The organism is Lysinibacillus sp. JK80, from assembly GCF_027557635.1.
In the GTDB taxonomy this organism is placed as follows: domain Bacteria; phylum Bacillota; class Bacilli; order Bacillales_A; family Planococcaceae; genus Lysinibacillus; species Lysinibacillus capsici.
The window spans coordinates 1,280,180-1,306,422 of the sequence record NZ_CP058997.1 but is presented as its reverse complement, the minus strand read 5'-3'; the positions used below and the strand labels follow the sequence as shown (position 1 = coordinate 1,306,422).

Here is a 26,243-nt window from a genome sequence, read left to right as displayed (position 1 = left end):
AAAAGGTTACATATACTAGAAAAGAAAGGAGGGAGAAAAGATATGAAGCCTCTTTCGGTGAAAAATTTAGCATTGATTACGGCAGGCTATCTAGTGCACGGGTCAGAGGATACACTGATTCAGCATGGGGCTTATCGATTAAAGCAAGTGAAAAAGTCCAATACGGCCCTTTTTACAAGTAAACGTATTGTTAATTGGAAAAATCTTGAGCCACTTTCTCCTCTAGTGCTAGTGACCGATAGAGCTTATCGGCCAACTGACATTCCCAATCATGTCATTATGATACAGGTAGCGAATGCAGAAGAGGCCTATTGGAAATTTGTCCATTTTTATCGCAGCCAGTTCCATATTCCAATTGTCGCGATCACAGGTACATCAGGCAAAACAACGACAAAAGAGATGATTAAACATATTCTTTCGGCTGATCGGAAAGTGACTGCGACGACATTGAGCAGCAATTCTAGAACGGCTTCTTTGCAATATTTACTGGGCATTGAGGATGAAACCGAGGCTGCCGTTTTTGAAACAGCAGTGGGCTCACCTGGAGACGTTACGAATGCAGGGAGATATTTCAAACCGACAATCGGTATTATTACGAATATCGGAGCCCATCATTTAAATTATTGCAAAACATTAGAAGGCTATATTCAAGCAAAGGGAGAAATGCTAGATATCATTCATCCAAAAGGTACATTAATTATCAATGCTGAAGATATGAATACGAAAAAAATAGATGTTTCGAGATTTCGTGGGCGTTTGATTAGGGTAGGAAAGCATGACTCCTGTGATTTTCGCGCAAGCCATATCCACTACTATCAAAAAGGGATGAAATTTATTCTGCATCATGATAGAAAAAGCTATGACATACTTGTACCAGGTTTTGGAGAGCATCAGGTTTATAATGCTCTTGCTGCCATTGCCGCGGTCCATGATATGGGGATCCCTATTCCAGTCGCAGCACAACAGCTTCAATCATTCCGTCAATTAAAAAAACAACTGCAACTCTTTGAGGGCATTAATCATTCCATGTTATTGGATGATACATGGAGTATTACAACCACTTCCTTAGAGGCTGCCTTAAAAGTGTTGAATGAATTAGGTGACGGAAAGAAAAAGATTGCGGTTATTGGTACGATTACCGATTTAGGTTCTTGGGGCTACATTATTCACGAACAGGCGGGTGAATTAATTCAACGTATTGGCGTGGATGTCCTGATTACCATTGGAGAACACGCAAGGATTATGGCTGATCATGCAGTAAAGCTAGGATTTAGCGCGCCTGTTTATACATTTAAAAATAGTACGCTAGTCTATCCGTTATTGCAGAAGATTGTGGATGAAAATACCATCATTCTCATAAAGGGAGATATGTATAGCAAACAGGTCTCTAAACTAGCAACGGAGCTAAAGCTAAAGCCTCCACCACCTGCTGATTAGCTTCTTTCCATATAGGATATTGACTGTGCCACATAGAAGAGCTTTCTAATAAGGTATAGTAATTGATCAAAAAGCAGCACGCTAGATCAAGAGAAGAAATAAGTCATCTACAAGATTGATAAAGAGAGGAGGCGTAGTACACTTGCAATCCATTAGTGTGCAGAAACTTAGGAATGTCCTACAGGGAAAGCTCATTCACGGATCTGAACAATGGTCTGTTAAGCAGGCGATCTACTATAATCGGCATGATTTAACAAAGAGCCATTCGCTCCTGTTTGTTAGTCGAAACGATCAAATCAACTGGCAAGAGATTGATCGGAAAGGTCCGTCTCTTATCATATCCGATAAACCGTCTACAGAGTTAAAAAATGCACTGGAGAATACAACCGTTTTACAAGTGAAAAGTGTTGCACAGGCATATTGGACATTTATCGAGTATTATCGTGGGCTCTTTGAAATTCCCGTTGTGGCTTTAACAGGAACTTGTGGGAAAACAACGACAAAAGAGATGTTAAAACATATTGCTAGTAAGCATTGGCAAGTGCAAGCATCCATCAGTAGTAAAAACGAGCCAAGGCAATCATTACCTTATTTAACGGGCATTGACGATAAAACACAAGCCGCTATCTTTGAATTAGGCTTAGGGAATACGGGGAATATTAAACATCAATGTATGATCTATCAGCCAACTATTGGGATCATTACAAACATTGGTGTGCATCATCTAGATGGCTGTCTCAATTTGGAGGGCTATATTAAGGCTAAGGCAGAAATTGTGGAAGGCATTAAAGAAGATGGCACGTTAATCATCAATGCTGATGATGCCAATACTAAAAAAATCTCATTGAAAAGATTTAAAGGGAAGATTATCAAGTTTGGCTTACAGGATACGGCAGATTACAAGGCTTCGAAAGTGGAGTTTGCCAATACGGGCATGAAGTTTGTTTTAGAGGTAGCGGATGAAACATACAATGTGTTTGTCCCAGGCTATGGAGAGCATCAGGTCTATAATGCCTTAGCCGCGATTGCAGCTAGCCATGAAATGGGGCTGACCATTCGTCAGGCAATCGCAGGACTAAGAACATTTAAACAGATGGCAAGACATTTAGAATTTACGACAGGACTTGGTGACAGTACGATTATTGATGATACATGGACAAATAACCCAACATCTGTAGAGGCAGCCTTAAAAGTGCTAGATACGGTGGGAAAAGACAAAAAGGTCATTCTTGTTTTAGGGGATATAAAGCGATTAGGCAATTTTGAAGAAAAATATCATCGCGAAATCGGCTCCATGGTAGCAGTAAGAAAGATCGATACATTGATTACCATCGGCAAAAGGGCAGAGAAGATTGCCGATCAAGCGCAAAAGGATGGAACCAGCGCAGAGGTTCATACGTTTAAAGAGGTAGCAGGCGTTTTAGAATTATTGAAACCAAAGCTTGATGCGGACACGATAGTTTTAATTAAGGGACCTATGTCTAGTAGATCCATGATCGAATTTGCCAATAAACTAAAAAACGCATAGAAAAAGGGTGTCTCAAAATGAATGAGACACCCAATTCTTACTTATTTTAAAACACGCCGAGCTGTTGCCCATGTTATGCTTAAACTTTGTTTCACAACAGTTCGTAGTCATATTAATATATTGATTACTCCCTATAATAGATCCTCGTTTGTGTGATTTCTATTGGTAGAGATGAATAATAAATCTACTTTTTGAAACTGATATTTTTGAATACGTTTACCAACTAAAGCTTGTGTTTGCTAATTTATTCTTCAACTCAATACCATGTTTCTTAAAGACATAGTAAGTAAAACCTGTACTTGTAAAAGTCAGTGCACTTAACAGGGCGAAGAGTTATTTAGTAGAGATAACGCGCTTCGCAGTAATATAGTGTTGAGCATAATAATCAACAAATAATACTCTTGTCATGACACCATCGGAATTAGGGATGATGATACGGTGATCGCCTGCATAAATCCCTACAAGAGAAGGTTTTTTTGAACCTTTCACACTATTAAAGAAGACTAAATCACCCTTTTTCAAATTAGCACGCGCTACAGTTGATCCTTTGCTCATTAAACCGCTTAAAGAAGTTGATCCGAGTTTAACGCCACTTTTACGGTAGATGAAATCGACAAATGCTGGAGCGGTAAAGCGTAGACTTGACTCATTTGTTGTCGAGCTAATCGATACTTTATTTTTATAAGTCAGCGCATTCTCAACAATTTTATCGCCTTTTGTTGCAGGATTGGCTGATAGCAGAGTAGGTAATACTCTACGTGCCGATACATAGTTTTCTTTATAATACGGCTTACTATTTAAATCAGAGATAACTATATTTTGTTTGGTATCAGCCATATGGATGATTTTATTGTCGCCAATATACATACCGACATGATCGGGGTCAGTTCCTGTTTTTTTACTTTTAAAGAACACTAAATCGCCTTTTTGTAATTGGTTTCTCGCTACATAAGTCCCTTGCTGAATCATATAATTTTCATTATACGTACCAAGGTCTACCCCGTTTTTCTCGAAGATGTACATTAAAAATGAAGCACAAGAAAATTTGTATGGGTATGTAGGCTTGTAAACCGAATTGCTGTATGTTGCTTGCCCCATTAAGCTTTTACCAGTCTGAATTAATTGGTCTGCTTTTGCAGCTACCGCCTGTGCGTTGTTCTGAGCATTTGTAGTCGCAGCCTCTACTTGTATTGGCTGGATCGCTGTTTGCACCATTCCAAATGAACTAAATCCAATTGTTAATGCAAGTGTTGTAGATAAAAATCGTTTATTCATGTTGTGTAACCTCCTAAAGCATCTAGTAGGATTTCTCCTGTATACCTTTGCCATGGAAATAATCGTAGCATGAAAAAGTAGGGCTTCTGGGCGGTAAATGTTACCAGGGTAACTGAAGGGAGGGCTTCAACACTTGCTATAAAAGGCTTTATCAAGGGAATTTACAGTTTTATTACAAATGTTTCAGTAAGATGTAATATGGAACAATTCCATGAAAAAAGCTGCCCCAAAACGAGGCAGCCTACACGATTTTCTGTATCATTTCTACACGATTACCAAAGGGATCACGGAATTCAAAACGCTCGTAATGAGGAATAGGCACGGAATCGAGTATCTTGATTTGATGAGCTGCGAGTTTCTTCCGCCAATACTGAATATCCGCTACTTGATATGCAATATGCGCCTTTGTGGTCAAACGATCGAAGCCATCCTCTGTCCCTACATGGACCTCCTGTTGACCAAGCTGTAACCAAAATCCCCCACGTCCTTTAAGAGAATCAGGCTTCTCTAATTCTTGAAGTCCTAAGACATGACAATAAAAATCCTTCCCTTGCTCCTCACAACCTTTCGGAATTGTTATTTGCACATGATGTAAACCCATTATCATCTCAGACTGTCCCCTTTTTTTCTTAATTATAGAGTAATTTCTATATATTTGAAATGGATGGGAGGATAGAGTTTGAACTGGTGGATAGAACTTTAAAAGTAGGGGATAGAATTCTAAATCATCAAATGGAAGGATAGAGTTTAAACTGGTGGATAGAACTTCAAAAGTGGAGGATAGCGCTTCAAATTAAGTGGATAAAACCTCAAAAGAGAGGGATAGAGCTCTAAATCTAATCTTTAGAACTTCAAAAGCCCAACATTTCTATTCTGTTAAGATTTAATACTATGGTATAATAATAAAAACGGAATAATAGGATAGAGGTACAAATTAGATTTTTTAATTTGTTTAAAAGGGAAGATCGGTGTGAATCCGACGCTGTCCCGCAACTGTAAATGGGAGCACATTTCAAAAGGCCACTGTTACGAGTCGTAATGGGAAGGTGAAAGGTGTGATGAACATAAGCCAGGAGACCTGCCTTTATCTAGTACAGCCAAAAAACCTACGCGGATAGGGGGTGTTGAGTGTGACTAGAGAAATTCTCCTGCATGCTCATAGTACGATGATTGCTAACAAGGTAGCTTCTATGAATAATAGAAAGCTTATTTCCATATGGCAAACATCGTATTATGTCGTGTATTTGTCATAAAAGACATCTTTCTGATGAGGGAAAGATGTTTTTTTATGGAAAAAATTAAAGGAGCGGTCCACATGAATCCACAAGTTGTTGAGTACTATGAAAGCTTATTCAAATTTGAAATTATGCAAGAGCCTAAACCCTTAAAGGAGCTTGTCGAACAATATGTTGGGCATGATGCTTCACATGAGCAATCTATTTTAGCAGCGTACGCAAATGTTTTGAAAGAATTAAGAGGATAGAATATGTTTGGCTACTTCGAAAAACGAAGTAGCCATTTTTTAATAAGCGCATGTTTTGACAATTAATAATAGTAGGCGTACAATTTCGTTGAACAAATGTTTTGAACGTTTGTTCAAAAAAAGAGGTGAGAACTATCGATCAAAAAGAAAAAAATAAAGAGGTAAAGGATCAAATTTTACAAGCGGCAAAAACCTTGTTTTCATCAAGGGGCTTTGATGGCACCACGGTGAGACAAATTTGTGAAGAAGCAGATGTGTCACTTGCACTTGTTTCCTATCATTTTGGTGGCAAGGAAAATGTCTTTAATGCATTATTTGAACCGCTACGCCACACCTTTATGAATGCTCATTATGACGTTCAAGATTCAATCGGTGCGCTTCGTAGCTTTTGTCGTAACTTTGTTCTTTACCGAATCCAGGAGCATGAGTTAATTGATATATTACAGCAAGAAATAGTCATGAATAGTCCTAGGCTTGAGATGCTAAAGGATGTGTTTTTACCTTCCTGGGAGCAACTTCGGACAATTTTATTGGCTTGTCAGGAGCAACAGACCATTTACTTCGAGTCACTTGATGTTGCACTGAACTTTATTATGGGAACGTTAATGTATTCGTTGAACAATCCCTTTTTAAACCGTTCTTCATTACAAGCAACACCCGATCAGATTGCGGAGCTTGCAGTGAACTTCGTGTTACATGGTCTTCAAACAAACTTAAAAAGAAGGTAATAGAATGAAAGCAGCAAAATTTTACGGTGTAAAAGATATTCGAGTAGAGGAGGCACAACTGCCAGCACTAGAGCCAGGCATGGTGAAAGTAAAAGTTGCCTTTGCAGGAATTTGTGGTAGTGATTTACATGAATATGTTGGTGGGGCTTATGCATTCCGTACACAACCCGTATTAGGGCATGAATTTGCAGGTGTCGTTGTAGAGGTTGCAAAAGGCGTTACACAGACAAAAGTAGGAGATCGTGTGGCAGTGGAGCCACCAATTCCATGTGGTAAATGTGATAATTGTCGACGTGGCTATTCCAACTTATGTAAACGTGGTCAATCTTATGGCTATACAATTTCTGGCGGATTTGCAGAATATGCAGTTGTACAAGAAGAAAATATTCACCTTCTTCCTGACAATATGAGCCTAGAGCTAGGCGCACTTGTTGAACCTACAGCAGTCGCGGTTCACGCAGTTCGTCAAAGTCAATTAAAGCTTGGCGATACAGCTGCTATTTTTGGTGCGGGTCCTATTGGTTTATTGGTCTTGCAGGCTGTGAAGGCTGCGGGAGCAAGTGAAATTTTTGTCGTAGAGGTTTCCGATGAACGACGCCAAAAAGCACTTGAATTAGGTGCAACGTATGTCATTAATCCAATTGATACGGATGCAGTAGCGTTTATACGTGAAAAAACAACTGGTGGGGTAGATGTTGCGTATGATGCAGCAGGTGTGCAAGCAACATTTACAAGCGGAGTTAGTGCTGTTCATCCAGGTGGCGAATTTAAAATCGTCAGCGTTTGGGAAAGACCTGTAGAATTTAACCCTAATGCGGTGGTTTCTCCAGAGGTAAAAATCAGTGGCTCGTTTGCCTATGTGAATATTTTCCCTGAAGTGATTCGATTACTTGCTCGTGGTGTAATTGATGGACAAGCTGTTATCACAAGCCAGATTGCAATAGAGGATATCGTAGAAAAAGGCTTTGAAGCTTTAACAAAGGATCGTAGCCAATGTAAAATTCTTGTGAATATGAGCATGTAATTTTCTGAAATCATAGCCGAACTTGAGGTTTGGCTATGATTTTTTGGGCTACCTTAATAACATAATACCAATTGGAATACATTTGTTTGTCATAAAACTGCCTTTAGGACTTCATTCATATTTCACTTTTTACTTATATAATTAATCTGCTATAAATAGAGAGATTGGAGATTAAATATGAAAAATTTGCTTTATTCTAGGTTTTGGCGACTTCATTTTTTCGCAGCACTTTTTATTACGCCTTTATTGCTGTCTCTCACATTAAGTGGGATTGGTTATTTGTTTTTTACAGATGTAGAAAATCGATTATATGACGATTATTTCTTTGGTGAGAGCCATAAGGAAGAGGTCTTAACAATTGATGATGCCGTGGAAAAAGCGGAGGCGGCATTTGCAGGATACTCTACTACGAAAGTGATTATGTTGGAGGAGCCATATAATACGCGTTTAACTTTATCAAATGGCACTAAACAAAAGTACGTATTTTTAGATGATCACAATCAAATGGTTGGTAGTCAGGACGCCGATTATACATTTTCAAATATTATGAGAAATACGCATAGCTCCCTCTTTATTGGTGGTACCTTTGTAAACTATTTAGTAGAGCTAGCAGCTTGTTGGACGATCTTTTTATTACTGTCAGGTCTTTATATGACATTCAAAGGAAATCTCCTAAAGAAGGGCAAGTCGGAGAATAAGAGGCAAAAAAGTAAGAGATTGCATGCACTTGTTGGGACAATCATTACCATTCCAATGGTGATGTTCATTTCGACTGGGCTATTATGGTCAGCTTTTCAAGGTTCCATGCTTGCAGATATAGCGTCAGAAAATCCTACTTTTGGGTATCCATTACTCCAACAAAAGCCACCAACATCTGATGTCTCTGAAATACCTTGGGCGACTCGTCAATTAGAGGCACCGACATCAGAAGGAGAACATGCTCAACATCATGGTGGTGGAGCTGTCCGTTATACGAACGATAGCCAAATGACGATTGCTCAGCTTGAAAAAGAAATCAATTCGATGAACATTGCTAAGCCTTACTCTATAATTTATCCGTCAAACGGTGAGGGCGTCTATACAGTGGCGAAGGCTAGTAATTCTGGTGTAACAGGGCTAGATGTAAAACCTACAGCGGAAGCCACAATGTATTTTGATCAGTATAGTGGCAAGTTTATCGATCAAGTGAATTATGACGATTATGGCCCATTAGCTAAATTCTTTACATGGGGAATACCATTACATGAGGGGCATTTATTCGGCTGGCCGAATAAGCTTTTAAACTTAGTGGTTTGTCTAGCCTTCTTAGCCGTAATCGTGTGGGGCATTCGCACTTGGATTTTACGGAGAAAAAAAGGGGAGCTGTCTGCACCACCGCAAATTTCTCATAAAATATCCATGCCATTCATCATTTTCCTTGTCATATTAGGGATTATGATGCCGCTATTTGGTGCGTCATTAATCGCTGTGGTAGTAATTGAATTTATCCTTTTAGGTTGGCAAACAAAGAAGAAGCTAAGAGCACAAGAAACTAAATAAAGCAAAGATGATACGGCACAGCGGGTTTGTGCCGTATCTTTTTTTGTTTATTTCATTTATAGGAACGCAATACTATACTGAAGCGGCAAAAATGTTTATAGATTTTTCAGCATGATTTTATAAAGTTTTAAGATTTGTATGGTACATTGCTAGTAGTTTCAGCTTATGGGGGTATGTAGATGTCAATAAAAACAAGGTTTTTGCTATCTTATGTGGGTGTCATAATCATTGCCATCACACTATTACTAGCAGCGGTTTTTCTTTTTTCCTTTGCCATTACAGGTGATGTCAAAGCGATTGAGCATTTTTATAAAAAATCTTATGTCCAAAAGCCTTTGACGACAGTAGAGGAAAATGCGTTTCTAGATTTAAAATTACTAGCTAAAAAAAGTCCCCAGCAGCTTTTAGATCTCGAACAGCTTGAACAAATCAATGCGCCTTCGATAGAGATTGTGGTACGAAAAGATCATCAAATCGTGTATTCAACACAGAAAGAGCATAAACAATTATTGCTTCAAAGCTTACCTAGCTTTGAAGAGACCAATATTAATTCTCGTGACACCATCATGATAAATCGAGCCTTTTATACGTATGTTAAATTTGATTTTTATTTTCCAGATCAAACAGAGGGCAGTATTTTCGTATTGAGAGAGGTTAGTTCCCATGCAGAGGTAACGAGGGAACTGCTACCGATTCTTTTAGGTATTTTATTTGTCCTGTTTATGATGATTATTGGTTTTTTAAATTATTTAGTATCAAGAAGTATTATTAAACCGATTTCGGCATTAAAGGAAGGGGCAGAACGAATTAAATCGGGCGACTTGGATTTTGAAATTGCGACCCACTCGAAGGATGAAATTGGTCAGTTGAATCGGTCATTCGAGGAAATGAGAGTCAAATTAAAAGAATCCATCCAGCTTCAGCTTCAATATGAGGAAAATCGAAAGGAGCTCATCTCCAATATCTCCCATGATTTAAAAACGCCGATGACTTCCATTATCGGCTATGTGGAGGGCATTAAAGATGGTGTGGCAAATACAGAGGAAAAGATGGATAAATATTTAACTACTATCTATACAAAGGCAAAGGATATGGATGTATTAATTGATGAGCTATTCTTATTTTCTAAATTGGATTTAAAAAAGATTCCCTTCCAATTGGAAAGCATCAATCTCCACCAATATATGCATGATTATGTAGAGGATGCAAGCTTTGATTTTATTGCACGAGATATTCATTTACAATATCTATCAGCAGGCTCGCCGCTTTTGGCAATGGTGGACCGAGATAAATTAAGACGTGTCCTGACGAACCTTTTAAGTAATAGCGAAAAATATATGGATAAGCCATATAAGCAAATCATTATTTCCTTGCATGAGCGAGCAGAGGATGCGATTATTCAGGTAACAGATAATGGTGCAGGCATTGATCCTGTCGCATTGCCCTATATTTTTGATCGATTTTACCGTGCGGAGCCTTCACGTAATTCGCAAACAGGAGGCAGTGGCTTAGGGTTAGCCATTGCCAAACAAATCGTTGTTGAAATGGGTGGCGATATTTGGGCAAAGAGTGAATTAGCAAAGGGGACGAGCATATTCATTTCATTGAAAAAGGCTGAGGAGAAGGTGAATCATCATGAAAAAAATTCTGCTAATTGAAGACGAAGTGAGCATAGCTGAGCTTCAACGAGATTATTTAGAGATTAATGGCTTTACAGTAGATATCCAACATCATGGAGAGGATGGGCTACAGCAGGCACTTAAAGGTAATTATGATTTAATCATTTTGGATATTATGCTACCAGGGATAAGTGGCTTTGACATTTGTAAACAGATTCGAGCGGTACACAATATTCCCATTTTATTTGTTTCAGCTAAAAAGGAGGATATTGATAAAATTCGTGGTCTTGGACTAGGGGCGGATGATTATATTACAAAACCATTTAGTCCGAGTGAATTAGTGGCAAGGGTCAAGGCCCATTTGTCGAGATATGAGCGTCTGGCGACCCATCAACAAACAAATCATATGATGTCCATTCATGGTATTACAATCGATACTTCGGCTAGAAAGGTGTTTGTTAATGGTGAGGAGATTGCCTTTACAACGAAGGAATTTGATTTACTTGTCTTTTTTGTTAGACACCCCAATCAAGTATTAAGTAAGGAACAGCTATATGAGCGAAACTGGGGCTATGAATCAGCTGCAGACGTTTCGACTGTCACTGTTCATATACGAAAGCTACGTGAAAAAATTGAACGAGAGCCAGCGCATCCCAAGTTTTTGGAAACAGTATGGGGTGCAGGCTATCGCTTCAATGTTTAAGTAAAACTACCTCGTCCTTGTGGCGAGGTAGTTTTTTTAGACTTTTTTAAGAATTCGTTAATGGGCAATTTAGCATTACCGCTTACACTGAGGAAGGAAAGGCGGTGTATTAAAATTGAAAAAAAGGCAGGCAGTTATCATTGTATTAACATTTTTACTTCAAGGGTGTGCCTCAATTGATACAGAAACAATACAGCATGATAAAGGTGGGAGTGAAGTGGTGGGAACAGAATGGGCGAGTGAGTTGCTCAAGGCAGCTGAAAGGGGAGATATCGATGGGCTTCAACATGCTTTGAAACAAAAAGGGGACATCAATGTACAAGATTCAAATAATCGAACAGCTTTGATGATAGCTACCTATAATCAGGATATAGAGGCAGTTAAATTATTAATAGATGCAGGAGCAGATGTTAATATTCAGGATAATCAGCAAAATACGCCATTTCTCTATGCAGGTGCGGAGGGCTATCTGGCTATTTTAAAGATGACCATTCAAGCTGGTGCTGATCCGACTATTTTAAATCGATATGGGGGGACAGCACTCATACCAGCAGCAGAGCATGGTCATGTGGAGGTCATCGAGGAGCTATTGAGCAATACCGATATTGACGTCAATCATGTGAATCATTTAGGCTGGACAGCCCTGATGGAGGCGATTGTCTTAAATAACGGCAATCCAACACAGCAAACCGTAATACAACGACTAATTGAACATGGTGCTGATGTAAATATTCCCGATCAAAATAACGTGACACCATTGCAACATGCAAAACAACGAGGATTTAAAGAAATCGAACAAATTCTACTTGCAGCAGGCGCAAAGTAACCCAAACTGTAGAGACGGCTCTCTACAGTTTTCTTAGTGTTGAAAAACAAAACAGTCAATTGAAAGGTAGAAATGGATTTCCGTTGCAGGCTACTTGCTTTCCTGTGGGCGAGTGCCGAATCGCTTCCTCCGCCACCGCTCCGTTTAGAGTTTCGCCTGTCTTGCTATCCCACGGGAGTCAAGCAGCCTTCCACTTCAACCCACTAACTTATTAGCAAAGGTTTTCAAATAAAGTGAAGGTGTTCACTACTCTTTATGAAGTGTTGTCATGCATCACTTCTCCACATTGAAAATAACAACTTATCCCCTCTAAGAATACAGTTAATGGACCATTTGTTACTATAAAAAAGTAAAGACACTTTGCAGAATGGTTGATTGGAGTGGAGGCAGCGTCACTCCTAGGGGATTTAGCGTCACAGAGGAGACCCTGGAGCGAACGTAAGTGAGTGAAGCGGCTCATCGGACGTCCCCTGGAAAGGACGCTGGCGTAACGGAAATCAACCCCTCGACTTGCAAAGTTGCTTTTTCTGGCGTTGACATCATCTTTTTTCAACAACATGCAAACTGTAGAGACAGCTCTCTACAGTTTTTTGTTCTTAAATTATTTTTCCTATTTTTTAATTCTTTTTTAATAGTTTATTTATTAGCAGTTTAGATATGGACTTTATGATAAATTTTGTAAACCAAATTACACCATAAAGGAGAGTTCAACAAATGAAATTAAGAAAACGTATTGTCCCAGCAGCATTGGCTTTATCCGTAGTATCAGCAGGTCTAGTAACCATAGGCGAGCCATTAAATGCAGATGCGGCAAGCAATAAAGCAGTAGTAGCGGAAAACGAGCAAGTAGCTAAAATTACAAACATCAAGCCATTAAATACAATGACACTACAAATTACATTTAATCAGCCATTAGCAGCAGCTGATGTAGACCTAAATCATTTAGATGCTATAAAAAAACATTTTACGTTTAATGGAGATTTAGAGATTGTCAATGTGCCACGCTTAATGACAGGCTCTAAGAGTACATATATTGTACCAACAACTTTCCAAGAAGATGATTTTATCTATACATTGAGCTATAAAGAGCAACGCAATAAAGTTTTTGAGGGCACAGATGAAAAGGTATATGTACGCAATGTGGAGCAAGTCACAAATGATACATTTACATTGGAATCCTTTCAGGAGGATGGCGTAGTAGATTATGCTAATATTATTGAAGCCTATCGCGCAGGCCGTGGAGATTTAGCATTTAGCTTAGATGGTCATAATCGAGATGCTAGCGGCAAACGCTTTGATGTTATTTCTTCCTTACGTGATCGCTATGTGACGGTGAGAACAAGTGAGGGAGAAGCGTTTGTTGCTAATTATGTACCATTTACACAAGCAGCTGATGGCAGACAGGCTCCTCAATTTAGACTCCCTGCTGGCAAGGTTTTAAAACCAGGTGTGACTTACCGTGTGTATGCACAATGGGCGGAAATAGATGTAAGGAGCTTTGTAGCGAAAGAAATCGCGCCAATCACTCTGCAAACAGCAAAAGCAATGGATGAAAAATCCTTTGAATTACAATTAAGAAACGATCCGCAATCTGATTTACTTGCTGGCCGAAGTGTAGCGTTAAAAGGCAGTGATGGGAGTACATTGCAAGCACAATATCGTTATTCATCACGTAAAGGTGCTGTGGGCATTTTTGATCTAACGAATGGTGGTACGTTGAAAGCAAATGTCAGCTATACCGTAATCCCATTAAACAACTGGGCTATAGCAACAGATTTAGTTCTATAAGGAAAATAAACGTTCTTTTGCTTAATAAAATAATGAATATGTCATTTGAAGCCAAATAAATGGAACGTATTTTATGCTAACATTGTAAAAATCTCGTCACAGCTGTGGCGAGATTTTTTTTATAGCCAGCCTTTTTCACCTGCTACCTGAGCGGCTTGCTGTCTAGATTCAACTTGTAGCTTTTGAATAGAGGTAGATAAATAATTGCGAATCGTGCCCTTCGTTAAAAATAATTGCTTACTGATTTCGTTTGTGGTCAAGCCTTTTTTGACTAGCTGAAGCACCGCAATTTCTCGTTCATTTAAAGGGTTTTGCTCCTTCATAAATAAGGAGGCGGCTAAATCCTTGCTGACCACCTTTTCTCCTTGCATGATTTTTCGAATAGTAGCAATTAAATAATCGATGGGTTCATCTTTTAATAGATAGCCGTGTACCTCGCAATCCATTGCCTTCTGCAAATAACCAGGGCGTGCAAAGGTTGTTACAATCATTACTTTGCAAGGGAGGTTGGCCTGTTTAATTTTTTCAGCAAGCTCAAGCCCTGATAGATGGGGCATTTCAATATCGACTAGGCAAATATCTGGTGGCTCCTGCTGGATCAATTCCCATGCTTGTTGTCCATCTGCCACCTCAGCTATGACCTCAATATCAGGCTCAAACGCTAGTAGCGAAGTTAGGGCACCACGTAACATTTGTTGGTCTTCTGCTAGTAATACACGTATCATGTTAGAGGCTCCTTTCCATCTTGAATTGGTAGAGTGAGGGTAACGCTGGTGCCTACTGGTGTGTCACTTTCAATCAGGGCATAGCCTTGCAGCATATGCATTCTTTCTTTTATGGAGTGGATGCCATTCCCACGTCCTTGTGACTGTAAACCGATGCCATCGTCTTTCATCACAAGTGTATAGTGTCCAGCACAACATTGAATGGTGAAATGACATTTTTTTGCCTGACTATGCTTGAGAATATTCGTAGTCGTCTCTCGTACACATAGAGCAAGCATCGTTTCCTCCACACTAGAAAGTACAATTTGAGGACATTGATTGTCAAGGGTTGTCGTAATATTCGCGCTTTGTAAAAGCTGTTGGCAATGGATAAGCTCCGTTTGCAAAGAAATAAAATTCATATCAGACACAAGCTCACGTACTTGTTTTAAGGCGGTACGGGTAGTGGCTAATATGTCATGTAGCTCAGGCTTCACGCTTGAAGGATCTCGGTCAATCAGTTTGGTCGTTAGTTCGGTTTTTACTTTAATCATTGTGAGCGTATGGCCAATTGTATCATGAAGGTCTCTAGCGATCCGTTGTCGTTCATCTTGCTGAACAAGCTGTGTATTTACGTCTGCCAGCTCAGCCTGCAGATTTTTCGACTTTTCCACAAAATAAATGAGAATCGGGAGCACCAGTTGAAACATCATAATTGGTACTAGTACCTGTGATTCCTTTGGTAAAAGGGAATCTGTTGTCATGTACAAAACCGTCAAAAACATGACAGCGATGGCTACAATCCCACAGGCAATATGCCATTTTGATTTTGCACGTCCTAGTAAGTCGGCAAAGGTAAAGCCAAAAATAAGCATAAAAGGATCGACAATTATGCTAAGTAAGGTGATAAGGACAAAGGCTACTAGAGATGCAGTAAGTAGCGTCCAATCTCGATGCCATAAAGCAATGTAGAAGGCTATTAGGTATAAAAGGAGCACTGTTATTTTCATAGCTAAGGGAAGGGAATGAGACCCTAATACTAATGCGAATAGGAAAATGACAGAAGCTGCATCAATGATTAAATAATGCTTAATTTGTTCTCTAGGATATATTTTTATTACTAGCACCATCCTTTGTTGCTGATTACTGTATCATCGCTTGAAGGGCTTTTTTACGAATCCATTCCATAGGGCCCATTTGAAATTTCTGTAACCAAGCGAATGCTATAACAAGTTGTAAGATTGATAGAGATAGCCAAATACCAATGACAGTGAAGCTATTGACTTGCCCACCTAAGCCAAGCCCCCAGCCATAAAAAATAATCGACGCAAGCACATTTTGGAGGACATAGCAGCTTAAAGACATTTTACCAACATGAGCAAAGCGCTGCCAAAGCCAGTCTAGCCTCTTATATTCTACCAGTTTACCTAAAATTCCAATATAGCCAATGGATAGAAGAGGGGCACAAAGATAGCGAACAGGTAAATCAAAAAGCCCACCAGGAATAAAAATAAGCAGATTGATAGGAAAGCCAACGAATACACCGATATTAAAGAGCTTTTGTCGAGTTTGACGTCCTTTGTCTGTTGGTGAAAATACCTCATTACGCATGAACTTCACGCCAAGTAAAAATAAAAAGACATTCATCGGGATAATAAATATAGCTTCTGAGCGATAAAATAAAAGTTTGTGAGACGATGCTGCACCTGCGCAAACCATGTGCCATGTTCATAGAGCTCAGAAACGGATGCCATACCATTTAATGAAACACCAGCTCCTTGTAAGGTACTGATAAAAATAAGTAGAATCATTAGAATGTGAAAGCCACCAAAAAAATAAAAGGCTCCTGTCATGACCTTATCACCCAAACGTACAATAAAAGCGACGATGAATGCTGTGACAGCATAGCTCATTAAAATATCATACTCCATCACAAGCGTGTAGTGCAGTAGCCCTTCTAACCCTAAGAAGACGATAGTCCACAGGTACACTCCTGGCCAGGCTGTACCTCTCCGTAAGGCTTGCTGATATTTTAATTGCAGGCCTACTCCAAACATAATTGTTAACAATCCAAGCAGCTTGCCATTAACGAAAAATAATACGACCATACGTAAAAAATCATTGAAGGACCACCAACCAGAATAATCACTTGTTGTTATATACGATAAATCACCAAGATAAGCAAAAATCCAAATATTTGTGCCAAGCGTTCCTAAGACGGCAAAGCCTCTTAACATATCGATAAAGGGAAGTCTTTGTTGTGTTTGCATAAGTTCGATCACTCTTTCTTTGTTTTCTTACCTTAAGGATAAGAAAATTTCAAGAGAAAACCTATTCACACCAGTCAAAGAATCTTGATGACAGGTGTCATAAAGTATGCTGTGCCAGCACAAAAACCAGCAACGCTTTTGCTGCCGGCTCATTATTTTGTACAGGTATAGATGCGATAGTCTAAAATGTCTTCGTATTTTTCATTCATGGCAATATGCTGATCCATGATTTTATAGAATTCGGATTCTATATCTTTGGAAACTTGAAATTCAGGCTTGGATGAGATGGATTTGTTTTTTTGTATATGGATATCATAAAAACCAGCCTGTTGCAGTAGTCTTACCCAATCCTTTTTCCTGAGGAGAGACTGAAAGCCGTAAAATTGTTGAAGGTCGTCTGCAAGTTCGGTACGAAGTGTTTGAGGAATGGTAAATTCGATAGCAATGAAGCGGCCACCTTTTTTCAATAAACGATAAATTTCCTGCAAAGCCTGCTGCAAATTTACAAAGGCCAGAACCGACTCAGCTAGAATCAAGTCAAATGTCTCGTTCGCTAACGAGGTTTGTTCAATAGAGCCTTGCAGAAGTTTAACAGGTAGACGCGCTTTATGCATTCGCTGACGAGCCTTTTCTATCATGATGGGCTGAATATCGAGACCTGTGACGTTTGCTTGATAGGAAGATGCTAAATAAGCAGCCGTTTGCCCTGTACCACATCCCACATCTAAAATATGTGTGTTTTGCTCGATATTCTCCGCTTGCAAAACAGCCTTTGATAGATTAATGCCCCCAGGATGTGCGCCTCCGACCCCGAACTTAGCTAAAAAGGTAAGATAATGAGAGTCTTGTATAGTACCACCTTCTTTTTTCTTATAGTATGACAGGGAAACTAGTATGGTTCCCTTATTATTTTTAACCTCTTCTTCAAAAGTCTAATTCGCTATAAAAATTTTTACATATACTAGTTAGAAGCTTTCAGATAGGGGGTGTATAAATGCCATATTTTCAGCCGAATGCTAGAAGAGGTCCATATCCGCCAAACAATAGGCAATATTTTGGCCCACCTTTTCGAGGTAGGATGGTGCAACCATACTATTCTCCCAATCAACAACAGCAAGGTCCTAGATTAGGAAATTTACCAGATCATTTAAATACAATTATGGGGCATGCTGGGACGATTACAAATGGAGTAAATATGTTGAGACAGATGGGAGCGTTATTAAGTTTATTTAGATAAAAACTAGAAACCCTCTTAAGATCAGACTCTTAAGAGGGTTATATTTAGGTTTAATGGGCTGGTGCAAATTGCTTTTCGATAATAGAGCGATTTTTCTCTTTAAATAGCTCATTATGTGAGGACACCATGCCATGACGATAGGCAGTTGGTTCTAAATACGTTTTAATAGAATTGACTGCATTGGCGGCATCTTGGAATGTGCCAAGTAGCAAATTAATTTTTCCATCAAATGATAAAATATCACCTGCTGCAAAAATACCTGGCTGTGCTGTTTCACCTGTTGCCTTTCCTTCAACATAATAATCATCCTTTTTCGGAATGGCAATGGCCTCATCAAATGCAAGAGACGCCTCACGATTATAGCCATGACTGACGATTACCTCATCGATTTGACGCGTATAACTTTGCTTCGTTATCGTATTCTCACATGTGACTAATTGAATAGCCGTTTTATCAATATTTGCGGAAAGCTTTGTAATCGTTGTATTACACTCAATGCGCACACCTGCATCCAGTGCTTCCTGTACAGTGGCTTCGTGTGCTGATAGATTCTCTTTGCGGTAAACAATCGTTACGCTTTTGGCAATCGGACTTAATTCAACAGCCCAATCGATGGCTGCATTACCACCGCCTGAGATAATGATATCCTTATCGACAAAACGTTTATACGATTGCACAGTGTAATGTAGATTGGACATTTCATATTTTTCAGCGCCCTCAAGTGTTAGCTTTTGAGGGCTAATAATGCCGCCACCTACAGCTAACAGTACCGTTTTAGAATAATGCTTTTCACCAGCTGCTGTATGAATGACAAAAATATCATTGTGACGTTCAATTAAATCTACTTTTGTACCTGTCAAAATTGTAGGATCAAATGTTTTGGCTTGCTCGATTAATTGTTTAACAAATTGTTCACCCAAAACGGGAGGATGTCCCCCAATATCCCATATCAGCTTTTCAGGATAAAGTAATACTTTACCGCCAAGCTGTGGTTGACTTTCTAATAATTTTGTTTTTAAACCCCGTAAACCACTATAAAAGGCACTATATAAGCCAGCTGGGCCACCGCCAATAATTGTCACATCATACACATGCTGCATTTTTATTGCCACATCCTTAACAAATAGTAAAAAAGTAATTGACAAAATCTTATCAGGTAACTAGACTAATTCTAGTGATAATGATTATCATTTTTAGCTTTGAATATCATAGCATGGAAAGAAGTAAAAAGAAAGTGAGGGTCCGATTTGCGTTTAGAAGTTGAATCGATTCGTGTTGGTTATGAGAATAAAACGATTGTGCATGACTTATCGCTGCAAATTCCTGATGGCAAAATCACGACAATCATTGGTTCAAATGGTTGTGGAAAATCAACCTTGTTAAAAGCTATCACACGGATTTTAAAGCATGAGAGTGGACAGGTCATATTAGATGGTCAAAATATTTCCAAGATGAAAACAAAAGAATTAGCAAAAGAGCTGGCAATCTTACCACAGAGTCCAGAAAGTGCACATGGTTTAACAGTGGAAGAGCTTGTATCCTACGGTCGATTTCCTTATCAAAAGGGCTTCGGGAATTTATCACAAAAAGATAAAGATGTTATTGGCTGGGCTTTACAGGTAACCAAAACAGAAGAATTCCGTTTACAATCTGTAGATGCTTTATCTGGTGGACAACGTCAGCGCGTATGGATTGCGATGGCCTTGGCCCAAGAAACCGACATTATCTTTTTAGATGAACCGACAACTTATTTAGATATGGCTCATCAGCTAGAAGTTTTAGAGCTACTTTACAGGCTGAATGAAGAACAGGGGCGCACGATTGTCATGGTCCTCCATGATTTAAATCAAGCGGCACGTTTTTCAGATTATATTGTAGCGCTTTCACAAGGTGAGCTTGTAAAATTCGGAACGGCTGAAGAAGTGATGGTTCCAGAAGTATTGAAAAAAGTATTTAATATAGATGCAGTTATTGGCAAAGATCCACGAACGAACAAACCAATGTGCATTACATATGACTTATTACAAACCATTTAAAAGGAGAATAACAATGAAAAAGTGGCTATTACCAATGTTTATGATGCTTGTGCTAGTACTTGCAGCATGTGGCAGTAAGGAAGAAAAAACAGAGAAGGCTGATGAAGGCTCAAAAGAGGAAGCTTCAACAGAAACAATCACATATCAATCAGAGTCAGGTCCTGTAGAAGTACCAGCAAATCCGAAACGTGTTGTTGTACTATCTTCTTTTGTAGGAAGCTTATTACAGCTTGATGTAAATGTTGTTGGTGTGGATGCATGGGCAGCAAAAAATCCCAACTTCGAAGATGCGATTAAAGATGCTGTTGTAGTTGAAAATACAGATATTGAAAAAATTCTTGAGCTAGAACCAGATTTAATTATTGGCTTAAATGGTATTGAAAATGCTGATAAATTAGCAGAAATCGCGCCAACTGTATTATTTACGTATGGTAAAGTAGACTATTTACAGCAGTTCATCGAAATCGGTAAAGTGGTAAATAAAGAAAAAGAAGCAACTGCTTGGGTAGAAGATTTTAAAACACGTGCAGCAGAAGCTGGTAAAAAGATTAAAGAAAAAATCGGTGAAGATGCGACTGTAACAGTAGCAGAGAACTTTAATAAACAGTTCTATATTTATGGCGATAACTGGGGTCGTGGAACAGAGATTTTATATCAAGAAATGGGCTTGAAAATGCCTGAGAAAGTAAAAGAAACAGCGTTAGAGCCTGGCTACTATGCTATTTCTCAAGAAGTTTTAGGGGAATATGCAGGTGACTATGTGATCTTCAGTATGTTCCAAGATCAAGATAATTCCTTTACAGATGCAGCATGGTTTAAAGATTTAGAAGCAGTGAAAAATGGTCATTTATTTGAAGTGAATGCAAATGCCTTTTATTTCAATGACCCTATCACATTAGAACATCAACTGAAGTTCTTTGAAGAGAAATTTTTACAATAATTAGTAGAGAGTAGCGAAGGCGAATGACAAAGTTTCGAAAGCTTCCATTTTGGCTTCAAGTATTGCTTGCATTGCTTGTATTAATTGGTACTGCCAGTATCTCGCTGTGCTTAGGGGCAGCGAATACAAGCATTCAAGATGTCTTTCAAGCAATTGTCGGACATAGTGGAGGTAAACATTACACGATTTTACGTGAAATTCGATTTCCTCGTATCATTGCAGCTATTTTTGTTGGGAGTGCCCTCGCAGTCGCTGGGGCGATTATGCAAGGGGTTACACGGAACCCATTAGCTGATCCAGGGCTGCTTGGTTTAACGGCAGGGGCAAATGCTGCCCTTGCTTTAACAATGGCATTTATCCCTAAATTCTCGTATTATACGTTAATTTTAGCCTGCTTTGTTGGGGCGGGAATCGGTATGATGTTAGTTTATGGGATTGGTGCTTCTACTAAAAAAGGCTTTTCCCCTTTAAAGCTTGTTTTAGCTGGTGCGGCTGTCACAGCCTTATTACAGGCAATCGCTGAAGGGACGGGCATTTTATTTCAAATTTCCAAAGATGTTTCGATGTGGACAAGTGGCGGTTTCATTGGCACAACATGGCAGGCATTATTGATCGTACCCGTTATTATTATTGGCTTACTGCTTTCATTTGCTTTTAGTCGTCAATTAACGATTTTAAGCTTAAATGAAGAAGTAGCAGTGGGTGTCGGACAAAATACTACGCTCGTAAAGGGTGTAATGATGTTCGTTGTGGTTATTCTGGCTGGCTCTGCTGTGGCCCTAGTCGGAAATCTAGCTTTCGTTGGCTTAATGGTACCGCATATTGTCCGCGCGTTTGTTGGGACAGACTATCGTTTTGTCTTACCAATGAGCGCCATTGTTGGTGGCTGGTTTATGGTGTTGGCTGATTTCGCAGGGCGCATGATTAACGCACCTTATGAAACGCCAGTTGTCGCTATTATTTCGATTTTAGGTCTTCCATTCTTCCTATTATTAGTGCGGAAGGGAGGACGTCAATTTGTTTAAAGAAGGTCGCAAAAAACAGCGTAAATGGTTACTCATATGGCTTGTGGTAACCTTGTTCATTTTTATTTTAGGGATTTCATTAGGTGCTGCTTCGGTTTCTATTGACCGAATTCTTCCAACCTTACTGGGCGATGGTAGTTTTAAAGAGTCCTTTGTACTCTTTTCAGTCCGTTTACCTAGAATGTTTGTGCTAGCGGCTGCGGGTATGGCATTAGCACTGGCAGGGGCCGTATTACAGGGCGTAACCCGCAATGATTTAGCAGACCCAGGAATTATAGGTATCAGTGCTGGCGCAGGTGTTGGGATTACTGTCTTTTATTTGCTAGTAGATGGCGACCTTCCTCACTTTGCCTATATTTTACCGATTGTCGGCTTTTGTAGTGCCTTAGTGACAGCACTGGGTATTTACTTTTTCTCTTATCAGCGTAATAAGGGTGTCCATCCCGTACAGTTTATTTTAGTAGGGGTAGGCGTAGCATCAGCCTTATCAGGGGTCATGATGGTATTAATATCCTCTGCTGAGCGGAGCGATGTACAATTTATTGCACAATGGCTAGCCGGAAATGTATGGGGCACAGATTGGCCATTTTTCTGGGCGCTAATGCCTTGGCTTGTACTGGGCATCCCTTACATTTTCTATAAAGCCAACGTTTTAAATGTCTTGGCCATGACGGAGCAAACAGCAGTCGGACTTGGTATGAACATTGGGCGAGAACGTTTCCGATTATTAATTGTTGCGGTTGCACTAGCGGCTGCCGCGGTATCCGTAACAGGGGGAGTAGCCTTCATCGGTTTGATGGCTCCCCATATTGCAAAACAGCTCGTTGGTCCACGCTACCAATTCTTTTTACCATTGACGCTATTCATTGGCGCAAGCTTGCTAATGCTTGCTGATACCATTGGACGTGTTGCTATTGCAAGTGCAACGGTTCCTGCTGGGATTGTTGTTGCATTTATTGGCGCACCTTATTTTCTATATTTATTGCGCAAAAATGTGTAGAAATGTATTAGTTATTGCTCACAAAAACAGTCTTTCGATTTAATAAAAATAGTGAAAAAAAGAGTTTACATCATCTGCCTTTCAAGTTTTTGAGAACCTCATTTATTGAGGTTCTTTTTTTGTATAATCAGAACAGGAGGTGAATACATGATTCTATTAGCACGACAACCATCGGGTTCGCAAAAAATACTAGAGGTGGTGCTCCGTAGATTGCCACAGACGCATAATAACTACGCCTATTATGGTGAACGTTTGAGCCGTGTCCAAGCAGGTCTTGCGGGGGAACAGCGTGTTGATGCAGAATGGCTCGAAATCGATTTACCAACCCCACATTATTTTCTACATGATTTTCAAACCACAAATAGCTACGGATCTACCCATCAAATGGATACCATCTTTCTCTGCCCTCATTTTTTACTTATTCTTGAAATCAAAAATATAACAGGAAATCTCTCATATGATGTCCCTTTTGCGCAGTTTACACGGACGACATTGGATGGCACGGTGGAAGGAATGACTGATCCATTTGTTCAGCTGGATCGGCATGTCATATGGATGAAAAAGCTTCTACTGCGAGAACGTATCGAATTACCTGTTGTCCATGCGGTAGTGCTGGCAACGAAAAATGGAATTTTAACAAAGGGTTTTGAGGGGCAACCGATATTTCATGTGAAAGGGTTACGATTTCATCTACAAAAGTGGATAGAGCATTATCAACCTAGAGAAAGAGTTGATCTTTTACAAGTAGCCAACCTTCTATTATCCCTGCACACAAAGTTGAAAAAAGAGGTAGAGGTGCCTCTTAAGGAGATGGTGAAGGGTGTGCTATGTCCACAATGTGTTAATGGGCAGCGATTATCGTATCACTATAAAAAATGGACGTGCCCACGCTGTGGATTGGTGGACGATGATGCATTGGTTCGAACATTAGAGGACTACAGGTTACTAGTCGGGCAGCAGGTAACCAATCGAAGCTTCCGCGAATTCTTTGGCATTGACTCTCCCGATTTAGCGTACAAGTTGATGCAACAACTCCCTTTGAAAGCGGAGGGTGTCAAAAAGCATCGAAAATATTGGATTAAGGAATAGCGAACTAAGCGTTACAATTCAAGCGGTCTGAATTGTAGCTTTTAGTGTTGTAGAGAGAAAGGGCGCTTGAAGTAGGTGGATAGAACAGAGAAAGTGGAGGATACGCCTCGTGTAAGTGGATAGAGTGCTGAAAGTGACGGATAAAACAAGGAAAGTAGCGGATAGAACGCGCAAAGTGATGGATAGAGCAGAGAAAGTGGAGGATACGCCTCGTTTAAGTGGATAGAGCAGGATACCACTCACTCCCAAGAGCGATGTTTCGCGTATTTCCTACTAGACAAATAGAGTTTTTAGGTATATAGTTAGCTAGGCTAACTAATATAAAAGGAAGTGATAGTGTGACAATTGAACAGGAATTTTTTAATCAGTACCGCTTAATGTATCGGCCGTTTATTAATCAGCTGAATGTGCAGCTTGAACCTTATCAGTTATATAGCTCACAGTGGGCAGTGCTTCGTTTCTTGAATGATAAGGGTCCACATTCATTTGTAGATATCGCGAATTTCATGTCTATAGAGAAGCCAAGTGTCACGAAGCTTGTACATAAACTTGTGGAGCTAGGCTATGTGGAAACGATGACGGGCAAGGATAAGCGTGAAAAGCTGGTACACCTATCAAAGCATGGGGAAGAGCTTGTGCTGGAAATAAAGTCGCATCTAAATCCATTTTTTGAGCAGGCTTTGGCAGGCGTGCCAAAACAAGATATTGACATTGCGACACAGGTTTTAGCAAGAATTTGTATGAATATTAATCAATAGGGGAGAGCAACGTGGAAGCAGCCAGAAAGAAACTATGGACAAAAGATTTTTTAATTGTCTCACTTATTAATTTTACCATTACGTTAATCTTTTATTTATTAATGGTTACGATAGCAGCATATGCGGTGGAGCATTTTAATGCCTCTACAAGTACAGCGGGGCTTGTATCGAGTATTTTTATTATCGGGACACTATTAGGTCGTCTTGGGACAGGGCGTATTATTGGAGACTGGGGTAGCAAAAAAACATTATTTTGTGGACTATTATTATTTATGTTATCAACAATGTCTTATTTTATAGCAGGCAATTTAGCGCTGCTGATGATCAATCGTTTAGTACAGGGGATTGCACTAGGGATTGCCAGTACAGCAACAGGTACCATTATTGCACAAATTTTACCAGCTGAGCGTCGTGGAGAAGGGATTGGTTATTATAGCTTAAGCGCTATTCTAGCCACAGCCATTGGCCCATTTATTGGAATATTATTAACACAGCTATTTGCAGATTATCGTATGATTTTTGCAGTAGATTCTGTGTTAGCGATTATTTGTTTCTTTATGTATTACATTGTGACCGTGCCAGATGCACCGAAAAAAGCAAAGGATACAGCTGTAAAGGCTGGGTTTAAAGTGACGAACTTTATTGAAATGCGTGCAGTACCGATTGCCTTTGTGGCACTTGTGATTGGCTTTGCTTATTCAGGTGTGATGTCGTTTATGACGTTTTATGCAAAGGAGCTAGATTTAGTATCAGCAGGTAGCTACTTCTTTATTATCTATGCTATTGTCATTTTGGCTACACGTCCATTTACAGGGAAATTGCTTGATACAAGAGGGGCGAATATCATTATCTATCCATGCTTAGTGTTGTTTGCAATAGGCATGTATGCCTTTAGCTCAGCAACAACTACGATTGCCTTTTTAATCGCTGCCGCTTGTATCGGGATTGGCTATGGAAACTTCAACTCGGTGGCACAGGCAATTGCCATCAAAGTAACACCAAATGAGCGTTTAGGACTTGCGACATCTACGTATTTTATTTTTTATGATTTAGGCTTAGGTGTCGGGCCTTATTTCTTAGGCTTATTTGTACCATCTATGGGCTACAGCTCGATTTTCTTCTCGATGGTCTTTGTTATTTTAGTGTCGATTGTGCTTTATTACCTTTTACATGGAAAACATGAAAATTTGAAACAAGCAAAAATTTCATAGATTAGAATCATTATATTGTAGAA

Annotated in this window: 25 protein-coding genes, 1 pseudogene and 1 riboswitch; of the genes and pseudogenes, 19 read left to right on the top strand and 7 right to left on the bottom strand. The window is 39.5% G+C overall.

The window, feature by feature from the left end; genetic code table 11:
• Window positions 1-42: 42 nt before the first annotated feature.
• Both HXV90_RS07065 and HXV90_RS07060 read left to right on the top strand, forming a co-directional pair.
• Window positions 43-1,437, top strand: coding sequence for a Mur ligase family protein (locus tag HXV90_RS07065; protein ID WP_269898705.1), 1,395 nt, complete (start codon window positions 43-45; stop codon window positions 1,435-1,437).
• A 142-nt stretch (window positions 1,438-1,579) separates the two neighbouring features.
• Complete coding sequence (locus tag HXV90_RS07060) at window positions 1,580-2,965, top strand: UDP-N-acetylmuramoyl-tripeptide--D-alanyl-D-alanine ligase (protein WP_048390276.1); 1,386 nt, start codon at window positions 1,580-1,582, stop codon at window positions 2,963-2,965.
• Between the two features lie 333 nt (window positions 2,966-3,298).
• Here the strand turns inward: HXV90_RS07060 and HXV90_RS07055 are convergent, their stop codons facing one another.
• Together HXV90_RS07055 and HXV90_RS07050 are read right to left on the bottom strand one after the other, a co-directional pair.
• On the bottom strand, window positions 3,299-4,240 hold the full coding sequence (locus HXV90_RS07055; RefSeq protein WP_231595546.1) for a C40 family peptidase: 942 nt from the start codon (window positions 4,238-4,240) through the stop codon (window positions 3,299-3,301).
• Window positions 4,241-4,481: 241 nt separating this feature from the next.
• The gene (locus HXV90_RS07050) at window positions 4,482-4,847 is read right to left on the bottom strand and encodes a VOC family protein (protein WP_048390278.1); all 366 of its coding nucleotides are present in this window, start codon (window positions 4,845-4,847) and stop codon (window positions 4,482-4,484) included.
• Window positions 4,848-5,148: 301 nt separating this feature from the next.
• Window positions 5,149-5,340, top strand: a riboswitch (cobalamin riboswitch).
• Window positions 5,341-5,370: 30 nt separating this feature from the next.
• Here HXV90_RS07050 and HXV90_RS07045 point away from each other — a divergent pair.
• From HXV90_RS07045 to HXV90_RS07005, 9 genes are all read left to right on the top strand, one after another.
• Window positions 5,371-5,493, top strand: coding sequence for a hypothetical protein (locus tag HXV90_RS07045; RefSeq protein WP_255350108.1), 123 nt, complete (start codon window positions 5,371-5,373; stop codon window positions 5,491-5,493).
• Between the two features lie 62 nt (window positions 5,494-5,555).
• Complete coding sequence (locus tag HXV90_RS07040) at window positions 5,556-5,723, top strand: hypothetical protein (protein WP_167444835.1); 168 nt, start codon at window positions 5,556-5,558, stop codon at window positions 5,721-5,723.
• A gap of 125 nt (window positions 5,724-5,848) precedes the next feature.
• Window positions 5,849-6,451, top strand: a complete 603-nt coding sequence (locus HXV90_RS07035; RefSeq protein ID WP_269898704.1) for a TetR/AcrR family transcriptional regulator — start codon at window positions 5,849-5,851, stop codon at window positions 6,449-6,451.
• A gap of 4 nt (window positions 6,452-6,455) precedes the next feature.
• A complete protein-coding gene (locus HXV90_RS07030; protein ID WP_054550874.1) occupies window positions 6,456-7,475 on the top strand; it encodes a 2,3-butanediol dehydrogenase in 1,020 nt (339 codons plus the stop codon).
• A 177-nt stretch (window positions 7,476-7,652) separates the two neighbouring features.
• Window positions 7,653-9,014, top strand: a complete 1,362-nt coding sequence (locus tag HXV90_RS07025; protein ID WP_269898703.1) for a PepSY-associated TM helix domain-containing protein — start codon at window positions 7,653-7,655, stop codon at window positions 9,012-9,014.
• Between the two features lie 179 nt (window positions 9,015-9,193).
• On the top strand, window positions 9,194-10,672 hold the full coding sequence (locus HXV90_RS07020; RefSeq protein WP_103117839.1) for a sensor histidine kinase: 1,479 nt from the start codon (window positions 9,194-9,196) through the stop codon (window positions 10,670-10,672).
• Window positions 10,650-11,336, top strand: coding sequence for a response regulator transcription factor (locus tag HXV90_RS07015; protein WP_048390285.1), 687 nt, complete (start codon window positions 10,650-10,652; stop codon window positions 11,334-11,336). Before HXV90_RS07020 ends, HXV90_RS07015 begins: the two co-directional genes overlap by 23 nt.
• A 115-nt stretch (window positions 11,337-11,451) precedes the next feature.
• Window positions 11,452-12,162 (top strand): ankyrin repeat domain-containing protein, encoded by a 711-nt coding sequence (locus HXV90_RS07010; protein ID WP_269898702.1) that lies wholly within the window; start codon window positions 11,452-11,454, stop codon window positions 12,160-12,162.
• 714 nt (window positions 12,163-12,876) lie between these two features.
• The gene (locus HXV90_RS07005; protein WP_269898701.1) at window positions 12,877-13,950 is read left to right on the top strand and encodes a hypothetical protein; all 1,074 of its coding nucleotides are present in this window, start codon (window positions 12,877-12,879) and stop codon (window positions 13,948-13,950) included.
• 119 nt (window positions 13,951-14,069) lie between these two features.
• On the opposite strand, the gene HXV90_RS07000 is transcribed toward HXV90_RS07005, so the two are convergent.
• The 4 genes and pseudogenes from HXV90_RS07000 to HXV90_RS06985 form a co-directional block, all read right to left on the bottom strand.
• On the bottom strand, window positions 14,070-14,675 hold the full coding sequence (locus HXV90_RS07000; RefSeq protein WP_004229368.1) for a response regulator transcription factor: 606 nt from the start codon (window positions 14,673-14,675) through the stop codon (window positions 14,070-14,072).
• On the bottom strand, window positions 14,672-15,784 hold the full coding sequence (locus HXV90_RS06995; RefSeq protein ID WP_269898700.1) for a sensor histidine kinase: 1,113 nt from the start codon (window positions 15,782-15,784) through the stop codon (window positions 14,672-14,674). Before HXV90_RS06995 ends, HXV90_RS07000 begins: the two co-directional genes overlap by 4 nt.
• Before the next feature lie 13 nt (window positions 15,785-15,797).
• Window positions 15,798-16,924, bottom strand: a pseudogene (locus HXV90_RS06990) (DUF418 domain-containing protein).
• A 152-nt stretch (window positions 16,925-17,076) separates the two neighbouring features.
• The gene (locus HXV90_RS06985) at window positions 17,077-17,688 is read right to left on the bottom strand and encodes a class I SAM-dependent methyltransferase (protein ID WP_054550881.1); all 612 of its coding nucleotides are present in this window, start codon (window positions 17,686-17,688) and stop codon (window positions 17,077-17,079) included.
• 230 nt (window positions 17,689-17,918) lie between these two features.
• Between HXV90_RS06985 and HXV90_RS06980 the strand changes: the two genes are divergently transcribed.
• Complete coding sequence (locus HXV90_RS06980) at window positions 17,919-18,161, top strand: hypothetical protein (RefSeq protein ID WP_004229360.1); 243 nt, start codon at window positions 17,919-17,921, stop codon at window positions 18,159-18,161.
• Window positions 18,162-18,211: 50 nt separating this feature from the next.
• Here HXV90_RS06980 and HXV90_RS06975 read toward each other — a convergent pair whose 3' ends face one another.
• On the bottom strand, window positions 18,212-19,261 hold the full coding sequence (locus HXV90_RS06975) for an NAD(P)/FAD-dependent oxidoreductase (protein ID WP_269898699.1): 1,050 nt from the start codon (window positions 19,259-19,261) through the stop codon (window positions 18,212-18,214).
• A 147-nt stretch (window positions 19,262-19,408) separates the two neighbouring features.
• Between HXV90_RS06975 and HXV90_RS06970 the strand changes: the two genes are divergently transcribed.
• The 7 genes from HXV90_RS06970 (at window position 19,409) to HXV90_RS06940 (ending at window position 26,220) form a co-directional block, all read left to right on the top strand.
• Window positions 19,409-20,197: an ABC transporter ATP-binding protein gene (locus HXV90_RS06970; protein ID WP_048390300.1), complete on the top strand. Its 789-nt coding sequence runs from the start codon at window positions 19,409-19,411 to the stop codon at window positions 20,195-20,197.
• A gap of 13 nt (window positions 20,198-20,210) precedes the next feature.
• Window positions 20,211-21,137, top strand: a complete 927-nt coding sequence (locus HXV90_RS06965; RefSeq protein ID WP_048390303.1) for an iron-hydroxamate ABC transporter substrate-binding protein — start codon at window positions 20,211-20,213, stop codon at window positions 21,135-21,137.
• A gap of 23 nt (window positions 21,138-21,160) precedes the next feature.
• The gene (locus HXV90_RS06960) at window positions 21,161-22,162 is read left to right on the top strand and encodes a FecCD family ABC transporter permease (protein WP_054550883.1); all 1,002 of its coding nucleotides are present in this window, start codon (window positions 21,161-21,163) and stop codon (window positions 22,160-22,162) included.
• Window positions 22,155-23,162 (top strand): FecCD family ABC transporter permease, encoded by a 1,008-nt coding sequence (locus HXV90_RS06955; protein WP_048390307.1) that lies wholly within the window; start codon window positions 22,155-22,157, stop codon window positions 23,160-23,162. Before HXV90_RS06960 ends, HXV90_RS06955 begins: the two co-directional genes overlap by 8 nt.
• Window positions 23,163-23,309: 147 nt before the next feature.
• Window positions 23,310-24,251, top strand: a complete 942-nt coding sequence (locus tag HXV90_RS06950; protein WP_066037431.1) for a nuclease-related domain-containing protein — start codon at window positions 23,310-23,312, stop codon at window positions 24,249-24,251.
• Between the two features lie 338 nt (window positions 24,252-24,589).
• Complete coding sequence (locus HXV90_RS06945) at window positions 24,590-25,009, top strand: MarR family winged helix-turn-helix transcriptional regulator (RefSeq protein WP_054550884.1); 420 nt, start codon at window positions 24,590-24,592, stop codon at window positions 25,007-25,009.
• An 11-nt stretch (window positions 25,010-25,020) separates the two neighbouring features.
• Window positions 25,021-26,220, top strand: a complete 1,200-nt coding sequence (locus HXV90_RS06940) for an MFS transporter (protein WP_269898698.1) — start codon at window positions 25,021-25,023, stop codon at window positions 26,218-26,220.
• The last annotated feature ends 23 nt before the right edge of the window (window positions 26,221-26,243 follow it).

Coding starts and splice junctions, on each gene's coding strand:
- HXV90_RS06995 (WP_269898700.1), bottom strand. CDS start 15,784: ATGGTGCTAGTAATAAAAATATATCCTAGAGAACAAATTAAGCATTAT.
- HXV90_RS06980 (WP_004229360.1), top strand. CDS start 17,919: ATGCCATATTTTCAGCCGAATGCTAGAAGAGGTCCATATCCGCCAAAC.
- HXV90_RS07055 (WP_231595546.1), bottom strand. CDS start 4,240: ATGAATAAACGATTTTTATCTACAACACTTGCATTAACAATTGGATTT.
- HXV90_RS07025 (WP_269898703.1), top strand. CDS start 7,653: ATGAAAAATTTGCTTTATTCTAGGTTTTGGCGACTTCATTTTTTCGCA.
- HXV90_RS07005 (WP_269898701.1), top strand. CDS start 12,877: ATGAAATTAAGAAAACGTATTGTCCCAGCAGCATTGGCTTTATCCGTA.
- HXV90_RS07065 (WP_269898705.1), top strand. CDS start 43: ATGAAGCCTCTTTCGGTGAAAAATTTAGCATTGATTACGGCAGGCTAT.
- HXV90_RS07040 (WP_167444835.1), top strand. CDS start 5,556: ATGAATCCACAAGTTGTTGAGTACTATGAAAGCTTATTCAAATTTGAA.
- HXV90_RS07050 (WP_048390278.1), bottom strand. CDS start 4,847: ATGATAATGGGTTTACATCATGTGCAAATAACAATTCCGAAAGGTTGT.
- HXV90_RS06950 (WP_066037431.1), top strand. CDS start 23,310: ATGATTCTATTAGCACGACAACCATCGGGTTCGCAAAAAATACTAGAG.
- HXV90_RS06965 (WP_048390303.1), top strand. CDS start 20,211: ATGAAAAAGTGGCTATTACCAATGTTTATGATGCTTGTGCTAGTACTT.
- HXV90_RS06975 (WP_269898699.1), bottom strand. CDS start 19,261: ATGCAGCATGTGTATGATGTGACAATTATTGGCGGTGGCCCAGCTGGC.
- HXV90_RS07000 (WP_004229368.1), bottom strand. CDS start 14,675: ATGATACGTGTATTACTAGCAGAAGACCAACAAATGTTACGTGGTGCC.
- HXV90_RS07015 (WP_048390285.1), top strand. CDS start 10,650: ATGAAAAAAATTCTGCTAATTGAAGACGAAGTGAGCATAGCTGAGCTT.
- HXV90_RS07020 (WP_103117839.1), top strand. CDS start 9,194: ATGTCAATAAAAACAAGGTTTTTGCTATCTTATGTGGGTGTCATAATC.
- HXV90_RS07030 (WP_054550874.1), top strand. CDS start 6,456: ATGAAAGCAGCAAAATTTTACGGTGTAAAAGATATTCGAGTAGAGGAG.
- HXV90_RS06960 (WP_054550883.1), top strand. CDS start 21,161: ATGACAAAGTTTCGAAAGCTTCCATTTTGGCTTCAAGTATTGCTTGCA.